This is a genomic window from Tenacibaculum skagerrakense, assembly GCF_004345825.1.
Taxonomy (GTDB): Bacteria; Bacteroidota; Bacteroidia; order Flavobacteriales; family Flavobacteriaceae; genus Polaribacter; species Polaribacter skagerrakensis.
Genome location: NZ_SLXM01000013.1, coordinates 44,305 through 54,690 on the forward strand (window position 1 = coordinate 44,305; position 10,386 = coordinate 54,690).

Genomic DNA, 10,386 nt, shown 5'->3' on the forward strand with positions numbered 1-10,386 from the left:
AAGTTATGGACGAAAAACAAACATACACAGTATCAATTTATACTGAAAATAACATCGGAGTTTTAAACAGAATCTCGGCAATTTTTCAACGTAGACATATCAACCTAGAGAGTGTCAATGTTTCAAAATCTGAAATAAAAAGTGTTTCTCGAATTACACTTTTAGTTCAGGTTACTGAAGATCAAATTAAAAAAATTATCGGTCAACTAGAAAAACAAGTGGAAGTGATAAAAGCTTATTATCACACAGATGAAGCTACTATTTATCAAGAATCTTGCTTGTTTAAATTAAGTACAGATTTACTTACAGAAAATGACGAAATACAAAAAGTGATTAATAGTAGTAAATCAAGAGTAATCAATATAAATAAAGATTTTTTTGTGCTAGAGAAGTCCGGAACAAAAGAAGAAGTTGAAGAGTTATATCATTTACTAGATAAATATGGAATCAAACAGTTTATAAGATCAGGAAGAATTGCAATTACTAGAGATGAAATGAGAGTGTCTGAATTATTAAAAGGCAATTGAAATTATGAAAGTACATGAAACAGCTTTTATGACATCAATGTTTAGAGCAATGGATGAAACCTTAAGTAAGGATGTTTTTTCTAAACTATGGAATAATCAGAAAACCAAAGTTTGGGTTGATGCTTATTTAAATGAGGTTTCTTCAGAAGAAGCTAAAACACATTGTGTTAGGAACAGATTTTTTTTAGAAAGAATAAGTCAACTATATCACGAAAAACAAGTTGATAGAGTGATTAATTTTGGTTCGGGCTTTAGCATGTATCCTTTTTTATTAAACAAATCAATTCAGCACATAGAAATTGATAAACCTGAAGTTATTGATTATAAAAAAGATAAAATTTCCGATTGGATAAGTAAGGGTAAACTACCTCTTAGAGATATACATTTCATTGGTGCTGATTTCAGTAAAGATTATGAAGAATATATTTTATCTGAATTGAAAGCTTTTAAAAGTAAGAGGCACACATTTATTTTATTAGAAGGAGTTCTCTTTTTCTTAAATAAAAGTCAAGCGAATAGAATTTTTGATTTTTTTAATAAAATTCAAAAGAAAGGAGACTTCATTGGAAGTGTTTCTTTTGACGATTCTATACAAAAGAAAAAAGCTTTTGCTAGGCTGCAAAATTTCTTTTTAAGTAAAAATCTTACTACAACTAAGGGTGATTATTTAACACTGAATAATGATTTTTATAAAAACAGAACCTCCTATTCAGTAATAGAAAATAAGGATTATTTCGATTATTCTAAAGAGTTAGACAATACAATAAATACAAACGCAACAGATATTTTAAATGAAAATTTTTATCTGTTGGAAAAACAGAATTAATAAAAACAAAATCATGGGAAATTATTTTAACCAGTTATCATTAAGAGAAAAAATAGCACAATTAGGAAAATGTAGATTTATGGAATCTGAGGAATTTTCTGATGGAATTGAAGCATTAAAAGATAAAAAAGTAGTAATTGTAGGTTGTGGTGCACAAGGTTTAAATCAAGGATTAAATATGAGAGACTCTGGTTTAGATGTATCGTATGCACTAAGAGCATCTGCTATCCAAGAGCAACGCCAATCATATAAAAACGCAACAGAAAATAATTTTGTTGTAGGTACTTACGAAGAGTTAATTCCAAATGCAGATTTAGTATGTAATCTAACACCAGATAAACAACATAGTAATGTAGTAAAAGCGGTTATGCCACTAATGAAAAAAGGAGCCACTTTATCTTATTCTCATGGGTTTAACATTGTTGAGGAAGGAACGCAAGTTCGCGAAGATTTAACGGTAATTATGGTGGCGCCAAAATGTCCGGGAAGTGAAGTAAGAGAAGAGTACAAAAGAGGATTTGGAGTTCCAACGTTAATTGCAGTACATCCTGCTAACGATCCAGAAGGAAAAGGGTTGGCTCAGGCGAAAGCATATGCATATGCAACAGGTGGACATAGAGCGGGAGTTTTGGAATCTTCTTTTGTAGCTGAGGTAAAGTCAGATTTAATGGGAGAACAAACCATACTTTGTGGAGTATTACAAACAGCTTCTATTTTGTGTTTTGATAAAATGGTTGCAGAAGGAATTGAGCCTCATTTTGCAAGTAAATTGGTACAATATGGTTGGGAAACCATTACCGAAGCATTAAAGCATGGCGGAATTACAAACATGATGGATCGTCTTTCAAATCCAGCAAAGTTAAAAGCATATGAATTGTCAGAAGAATTAAAAGTGATTTTAGAACCTTTATTTGATAAGCATATGTCAGATATTATGTCAGGGCATTTTTCTTCTACAATGATGGCAGATTGGGCAAATGATGATAAAGATTTACTTACTTGGAGAGCTGCTACAGCCGAAACAGGTTTTGAAAAAACAGAAGCAACTGAGGTGGCAATTTCTGAACAAGAATATTTTGATAAAGGAACATTATTAGTTGCATTTGTAAAGTCAGGTGTAGAATTAGCTTTTGAAACTATGGTTGCTTCAGGAATTATAGAAGAGTCAGCATATTACGAATCCTTACACGAATTGCCTTTAATTGCTAATACAGTAGCAAGAAAGAAGTTATATGAAATGAATAGAATCATTTCTGATACTGCAGAATATGGATGTTATTTATTTGATCATGCGGCTAAACCATTATTAACCGATTTTATGAAAACGGTTACTACAGATGTCGTTGGTAAAGAATTTTCAAGTTCAAACCATGTAGATAATGCACAATTGATTAAGGTTAATAAATCGATTAGAAATCATCCAATTGAAAAAGTAGGAGCGCGATTAAGAGAAGCTATGACTTCAATGAAAGCCATAAAAGAAGAAAAAGTAGCAGAAGAATTAGTGTTATCATAATCCATGGAATCAGTTGTAAGTAAAATATATTTTCCAGAATTAAAAGCTGTTAAGGAAGCAGCCGCAACATTAAAAGATGTTGCGGCTGTAACTCCTTTGCAACAAAACTTTAATTTATCTAATAAGTTTCATGCAAATATTCTTTTAAAAAGAGAAGATTTACAGCAAGTGCGATCGTATAAAATTCGTGGTGCTTTTAATAAAATTAATTCGTTATCAGAAGCAGAAGTAAAAAACGGAATTGTATGTGCCAGTGCTGGTAATCATGCGCAAGGTGTAGCGTTAGCTTGTAATAAGAAAAAAATTAATGGGTTGATTTACATGCCAGCACCAACACCTAAACAAAAGGTTGAACAAGTAAAAATGTTTGGAGGTACTTATGTTACAATAAAATTAATTGGAGATACTTTTGATGATTCTTACAATGAAGCCATTAAAACAGCAGAATTAGAAAATAAAACTTTTGTACATCCTTTTGATGATGAAAAGGTAATTGAAGGTCAGGCTACAGTCGGATTAGAAATTTTGGAACAAGCAAATTGTGATATTGACTATGTTTTTGTTCCTGTAGGGGGTGGAGGTTTGGCATCTGGACTTTCCTCTGTTTTTAAATATATTTCACCTAAAACCAAAATTATTGGAGTAGAACCTTTGGGAGCACCTTCAATGCAACTGGCTATAGAACATCAAAAAGCAGTTACCTTATCTTCAATAGATAAATTTGTAGATGGAGCAGCAGTTCAAAAGGTTGGTGAATTGACTCATAAAATTTGCGCCGAGAACCTAGAAACTATGATTACTGTACCAGAAGGTAAAGTGTGTCAAACAATTCTAGAAATGTATAATAAAGAGGCTATTGTGGTGGAGCCAGCAGGAGCATTAACAGTAAGTGCTTTAGATTTCTATAAAGACGAAATTAAGGGTAAAAATGTGGTTTGTGTAATAAGTGGAAGTAATAATGATATTACAAGAACTGCTGAAATTAAAGAGAGAGCGCTGTTATATAATGGATTGAAGCATTATTTTATTATTAGATTTCCTCAAAGAGCAGGAGCCTTGAAAGAGTTTGTAATGAATGTATTAGGCGAGCATGATGATATTACATTTTTTGAATACTCTAAGAAAACTACGAGAGAAAATGGACCAGCAGTGGTTGGTATCGAATTAGAAAATAGTGAAGATTTAAATCCGTTAATTAAACGAATGAAATCACTTAATTTTTTTGGTGAATATTTGAATGATAAACCAAACTTATTTGAGTTTTTAGTCTAAATTACTGATGAATATCTTAAATTTCAGTAAATTTTTTTAACAAATTTATATAGCTATTTAAATAGCAAAAACCGAGTAAAATACTCGGTTTTTTGTTTTTATAAAAGCTTGAAAAAATTTATTATTTTGAAATAAATTTTAACATTTTTCATTTTTTCTCTTTTATATTATTTTGTTTATCAGTATCTTGGTAAAGATTATTTGTCACTTTTCATTCAAGTAATAAAAAATCAACGTTCTTAATATTTATTGTAAATACACAAGAAAAACTAGTTTCATTTAAACATTTTAACCCCCCCGAATCATGAATAAAAAACTAAGGTTTTCAGCATTGCTATTTCTATTTTTAATAGCAAATGTAAATTCTCAGTCGTCAAACACTTGTTCTAACTCTGTAGACGACCCAGTATTAGATCTTAATAGTATTACCAAATGTTCTATTGAGAAAAAGTCAGAAGACAGTAAAGTACAAAAAGTTACCGTTCAAGTTACTTCTAGAAGAAGAATAGTTAGGAAGAGAGATAAAGCAACAGGATTAGCATCTGATGGTTATTCTCATAAGCTAACTTCATTAAAAAAGAAGGTAGATATGGTAAACTCTATTGTAGATGTAAAAAAGGAAGAGATTCCAGATATTTTACCTTTCGACTATGTAGATCAAATTCCTCTTTTTAAGAATTGCGAGTCAGTTCCGATTTTTGAACAAAATCGTTGTTTTAAAATTAATTTAAGAAATCACATTAGAAAAAATCTTAAATATCCTGTTAGTGCTTATGACAGAGGTATTCAAGGAAAGGTATATGCACATTTTTCTATAGCTAGAGATGGAAGTATTAAAGATTTGAAAATTGTATCACCTTACAAAGGAGATTTGTTAGGAAAGGAAGCTAAAAGAATTATAAATGAACTTCCAAAGTTTAAACCAGGAGAGCATAATGGTAGTCCTGTAGATGTTAAGTATGGTTTGCCAATTACTTTTAAAATACCTGGTAGAAAACCAACAAATATCAAAAAAGTAAATACATCTAAAATAGAAGAAACTATCTACAGTTTTTCTTCATTAGATAAAATTCCACAATTTGATTCATGTAAAAAATCGAAAGACGATTCTATAAGTTGTTTCAATACGAGTTTAATAGAGCACATTCAAAGTTATTTTGCCTATCCTGAAGAAGCAAAAATGAAAAATATTGAAGGCGAAGTTGTGGTAAATTTTATTATCGATAAAAAAGGTGATGTTGTAGATATTACAGCAAAAGGACCTGAAAATTCAGAAATTCTTGAATTAGCGACAATACGATTTATAGAAAAATTACCAAATCTTAAAGCAGGTGAAATAGAAGGTAAATCAGTTAATACTTCATACTCTTTTCCTATCAACTTTACATTGAATTAATAAACATATTAAAATAAACTTTTCTCTAAATGGTGTCTTTTCTGATACCATTTAGAGTCATAAGACCTACCCCTAAACCAAAAATTTAGTTTACAACCAATTATACCATTCTATATGAAACGAATAATTATATTATTTAATCTATTCTGTCTTTCATTTCTATCCTTTGCACAAAACATTGAGGTAAAAGGTAAAGTGTTAGATGCAGTAACAAAAGAACCGATTCCAGGTGCATTTATTTTACTAAAAGAAACATCTGTAGTAGCAGAAACCGAATTCGATGGAAGCTATGTTATTAACGCCGGAATTGGAAAAATTTTAGAGTTTAGTTATCCAGGTTATACAAAAAAAGTAGTAATCGTAACTAGCGCATTAATTGATGTTGAACTAGATATAGATAATGAGTCTAGCTTTTTAAATGAAGTTATCATTATTGGATATGGGGCACAACGAAAAGAACTTGTTTCAGGATCTTACAGTACTGTTAAGCCTGAAGAGATTGAACGTAATAATCCTCAACGTATAGAACAAGCTTTACAGGGAAGAACCGCGGGAGTTCAAGTAAGTGCTAATTCAGGATCACCAGGTTCTGCATATAATATTAGAATCAGAGGGATTACTACAAATGGAGATAATTCGCCTTTGGTTCTTGTAGATGGAATACAAATTGGACCCGATTTAAGTATTATTGACCCTAACGATATTGAAAAAATAGACGTAATTAAAGATGCAAGTACCGCAATTTATGGAGTTCGTGGAGCAAACGGTGTAATACTAATCACTACAAAGTCTGGTAAAAAGAATACAAAAACAAAATTTACCTATAATACATCAGTTTCTGTTCAAGAAACAACCAAAAAACTTGATTTGTTAAAAGGTGTTGAGTATGCTGCATTAGTAAATGAAACGGTAGTTGCAGATGGCGGTGTTGCTCCATATCAATTACAAAATATTAGTACAGATACCGATTGGCAAGATGCTTTATTTGAAGCTACTCCTATGATTACTCATCATATTGGAGCTATAGGTGGAGGTGAAAAATATAATTTTAATGTAAGTGGAAGCTTATTAGATCAAAAAGGAATTATTGCTCCAGGGAGATCAAACTTTGCTAGAGCAACATTAAAAAGTAGCTTAGGATTAGATCTTACAGATAAGTTAAAATTAAATACGCTTGTTTTATACACTAATAATGTTAGAAGAACTATTCCAGAAGGTAGCAGAGGTTCTATTTTATATTACGCAAACAATGCTTCTCCATTAACTCCAATTTATGATGGAACAGACGGAACAGGTCCTTCCAGAGGATTTTCGTATATCGGAATTGAACAAGGAAATGAAATTGTAAACCCTTTTGCGGTTATTAACAATACGTACAATGAAACTAGAGTTAATAGGTTTACAGGAAAGATTGAATTTATCTACAACATTCTAAAGAATTTTGAAGTGACTTCTAGAAATAGTTTTAATTATTCTAATGTAAATTCTAGAGCTTATTTTCCATTGCAGTATTATGGAGAAAATAAAGTTGTAAATACTGTTCGATTAGATTCTTCTACGGGGCAATTTGATTTGGATAGAAACGGAGACGGAGACAGAGATGTTTTTAGCAGAGTAAATGAGAATACACAAAGCTATTTTACTTTTATTACAGAAAATTTTATCAATTACAATTTTACCCTAGGAGAGTCTCATAATTTTCAAACAACACTTGGTTTCTCTCTTACTAAAGAACAAAGTCAAGGAATATTTGGTGCTGGATTTTTAACGGGTAATGATTCTTGGAATAACGCTTTCCTATTTAATACTCAGTCTTTTATTATAGATGATGATGATAACGGAACTAATGATATCAGGGAAACTATAAATTCTGATTCTTTTTCGGTTGAAGAACGTTACACATCTGTTTTCGGAAGACTGCAATACGATTACAATGAAAAATATTTATTTTCTGCTATTTTACGTCGTGATGCTTCAACTCGTTTTGGACCTAATAATCGAGTGGCGTATTTACCTTCCTTTTCAGCAGGTTGGGTACTTCATAATGAAGATTTTTTGGGCGAAACCGGAATTACAAATTTTAAGATAAGAGGAAGTTGGGGACAAGTAGGAAATGATAAAATAGGTTCTTACAGATGGTTAGGTTTCTTACAAGGAATTAATGGAGATGCTACCTATCCTTTCGGTGATGTTTTGTCTTTTGGTAATGCAGTTGGAATTTTATCAAATCCAGATTTACAATGGGAAACAACTACACAAACAAATATTGGTTTTGATTTAGGATTCTACGACAATAATTTAAATTTCACATTCGATTATTATAAAAAACGTACCGATAATTTATTAGTAGTTCCTGAAATTTCTGCTTTGTTGGGTGTCGGAGCACCTGGAAGTGGAGCCCCTTTTGTAAATGCAGGAATTATTGAAAATAAGGGTATTGAATTTGGAATTAACTATACGCATTATTTTTCTGATGATGTTTCTTTGGCTGTAAACTACAATCTTACCACAATTGACAATGAAGTAATTGATGTTAATAATGCAGCAGGATTTATTCCTGGGGGATTATTTAGTTTGAATCAGCAACCGTCTAGAATGCAAAACGGATTACCAATAGGTGTTTTTTACGGATTACAAACGGATGGAATTTTTCAAACACAAGCGGAGATTGATGCATTGGCTGTTGATAGAGATGGCGATGGTACTTTAGACGAATATCAGCCTGGAGCTGCTCCAGGAGATTTAAAATATGTAGATGTTGATGGTAATGGTTATATTGAGTTTGGTAGTGAAAACGATTTAACTGTTTTAGGAAGTCCAATTCCAGATTTTACCATGGGAGGAGGTTTTAATTTAAAGGTTCATAATTTCGATTTTGGTGCTTCATTTTATGCTTCAATAGGTAATGAAATTGTTAGAAGTTACGAGCGTTTTTTAACTTATAGTAATAAGTTGTCGTTATATAATGGTAGATGGAAAGGTCCAGGAACTTCCAATGAAGTTCCAAGAGCTTCAACAAATGCAGCTAACAATCAATTGTTCTCGTCTTTTTATGTTGAAGACGGTTCGTTTTTAAGAATTCAAAATGTTCAATTGGGTTACACTTTAAATACGCAAGACATCAAAGGAATTGATTTTCTTCGACTATACTTTTCTGTAAATAATCTTTACACGTTTACAAAGTATCGAGGTTATGATCCAGATATTTCCAATGCTAGTGCTATAGGAGCTGGAGTAGATTTAGGACAATATCCACAGGCAAGAATGTTTATCACAGGAGTTAAAGTATCATTTTAATTAATAGAAAGATGAAAAAAAGTATACAAATAATAGCAATACTACTATTTACAATCACTATTAGTTGTGATAATTATTTAGAGGTTTTGCCAAACGGACAAGAAAATACAGAGAACTATTTCAATACAGCAGAAGATTATGAAAATGCTTTAATAGGTGTATATGATTTATTATCAACTACCTATTTAAATCAGATTTTAGGTGAGATAGCTTCGGACAATAGTTTGTGTGGAGGCGAGAATCCTACCGATGTATTAGATTGGCAACAGATTGATGACATGACACATAATCCAGATAATGGTGCATTACGAAACATTTTTCAATGGATGTATGCAGGAATAAGTCGTGCAAACTATATCATGGAGTTCAAAGACAAAACACCATTTGCAAGAAAAGAGCAGGTAATAGCGGAAACTAAATTTTTAAGGTCTTATTATTATTTTGAATTGGTAAAATTCTTTGGAAGTGTTCCAATGTATTTGGATAAGCGAATTACCATTGAAGAAACCCAAAGTATAGATAAGTCAACCACAGCGGTGATTTATGCACAGTTAGAAAGAGATTTAGAAGATGCCGCAAATGTTTTGCCATGGCAGCAAGGGCAAGAAGGAAGAGCAACCAAAGGTGCTGCTTTAGCGTTATTAGGAAAAATATATTTATACCAGAATAAATTTACAGAAGCATCCCAAACGTTAGATCAAGTCATTAATTCAGGTCAATATAGTTTAGTTTCAAATTTCTCGAGCATTTTTTCAAATCAAAATGAGAACAACTCAGAATCTGTTTTTGAGGTTCAATATTTTGGACAAGAAGGTGCAAGCTTCGATTGCTTTCAATGTGTAGAGGGAAATATAGCTGTTGGTTTTATGGGACCAAGATTTAGAACAGGAAATTATACTCCTTATGCAGATGGTTTTAGTTTTAATATTCCTTCGTTAGCTATTGTAAATGCTTTTGAAACTGGAGATTTAAGAAGAGATGCGACTTATTTTAATATTAATGATTTCGTTGCAACTCGACCTGATGTAACCTTTAGCGAAGGCCATGATCATAATGGATATTTTAACTTTAAATATATTCCTTATGCTGAAGGAAACGCATTGGATCAACGTTTAACTCATAGTAATAATTATAGAGCTATTCGTTATGCGGATGTGTTGTTAATGGCCGCTGAAGCTCATGTTCAAGGCGGAAGTGCTGGTTTAGCTCAAAACTACTTAGATATGATTCGTGACAGAGCATTTGGTAATACGAGCAATCGTATACCAGCCACATTAAATAATATTTTACAAGAAAGAAGATTAGAGTTAGCTGGTGAAGGGCATCGTTTTTTCGATCAAGTTCGTACAGGTCAAACATCTTCAATTCCTGGATTTACACCAAATAAGAATGAGTTATTTCCATTACCAAGGATAGAAATAGAGTTATCAGGTAATAGATGGTCACAAAACCCGGGGTATTAAAAAATAATAAGGATTATGAAGAAAATAGTCAAGATATTACTAGTATTAATCATTTTTGGTTCGTGTACTGAAGATGAGCGCGATTTATC

The 10,386-nt window shown here is 31.7% G+C and carries 7 protein-coding genes; all 7 read left to right on the plus strand.

Annotated elements, in window-relative coordinates:
- Positions 1 to 5 precede the first annotated feature (5 nt).
- Complete coding sequence (ilvN, locus tag EV195_RS15840; RefSeq protein WP_132795953.1) at positions 6 to 527, plus strand: acetolactate synthase small subunit; 522 nt, start codon at positions 6 to 8, stop codon at positions 525 to 527.
- A gap of 4 nt (positions 528 to 531) precedes the next feature.
- Positions 532 to 1,353: a class I SAM-dependent methyltransferase gene (locus EV195_RS15845; RefSeq protein ID WP_132795954.1), complete on the plus strand. Its 822-nt coding sequence runs from the start codon at positions 532 to 534 to the stop codon at positions 1,351 to 1,353.
- A 13-nt stretch (positions 1,354 to 1,366) separates the two neighbouring features.
- A complete protein-coding gene (gene ilvC / locus EV195_RS15850; RefSeq protein ID WP_132795955.1) occupies positions 1,367 to 2,869 on the plus strand; it encodes a ketol-acid reductoisomerase in 1,503 nt (500 codons plus the stop codon).
- 3 nt (positions 2,870 to 2,872) lie between these two features.
- Positions 2,873 to 4,141: a threonine ammonia-lyase IlvA gene (ilvA, locus tag EV195_RS15855; protein ID WP_132795956.1), complete on the plus strand. Its 1,269-nt coding sequence runs from the start codon at positions 2,873 to 2,875 to the stop codon at positions 4,139 to 4,141.
- A gap of 304 nt (positions 4,142 to 4,445) precedes the next feature.
- A complete protein-coding gene (locus EV195_RS15860) occupies positions 4,446 to 5,537 on the plus strand; it encodes an energy transducer TonB (RefSeq protein ID WP_132795957.1) in 1,092 nt (363 codons plus the stop codon).
- Positions 5,538 to 5,651: 114 nt separating this feature from the next.
- Positions 5,652 to 8,834, plus strand: coding sequence for a SusC/RagA family TonB-linked outer membrane protein (locus EV195_RS15865; RefSeq protein WP_132795958.1), 3,183 nt, complete (start codon positions 5,652 to 5,654; stop codon positions 8,832 to 8,834).
- Positions 8,835 to 8,845: 11 nt separating this feature from the next.
- On the plus strand, positions 8,846 to 10,297 hold the full coding sequence (locus EV195_RS15870; protein ID WP_132795959.1) for a RagB/SusD family nutrient uptake outer membrane protein: 1,452 nt from the start codon (positions 8,846 to 8,848) through the stop codon (positions 10,295 to 10,297).
- Positions 10,298 to 10,386 lie beyond the last annotated feature (89 nt).

Bases quoted from the DNA above. Each gene is read 5' to 3' on its own strand.
- ilvN (WP_132795953.1), top strand. From the start codon at position 6: ATGGACGAAAAACAAACATACACAGTATCAATTTATACTGAAAATAAC.
- EV195_RS15845 (WP_132795954.1), top strand. From the start codon at position 532: ATGAAAGTACATGAAACAGCTTTTATGACATCAATGTTTAGAGCAATG.
- ilvC (WP_132795955.1), top strand. From the start codon at position 1,367: ATGGGAAATTATTTTAACCAGTTATCATTAAGAGAAAAAATAGCACAA.
- ilvA (WP_132795956.1), top strand. From the start codon at position 2,873: ATGGAATCAGTTGTAAGTAAAATATATTTTCCAGAATTAAAAGCTGTT.
- EV195_RS15860 (WP_132795957.1), top strand. From the start codon at position 4,446: ATGAATAAAAAACTAAGGTTTTCAGCATTGCTATTTCTATTTTTAATA.
- EV195_RS15865 (WP_132795958.1), top strand. From the start codon at position 5,652: ATGAAACGAATAATTATATTATTTAATCTATTCTGTCTTTCATTTCTA.
- EV195_RS15870 (WP_132795959.1), top strand. From the start codon at position 8,846: ATGAAAAAAAGTATACAAATAATAGCAATACTACTATTTACAATCACT.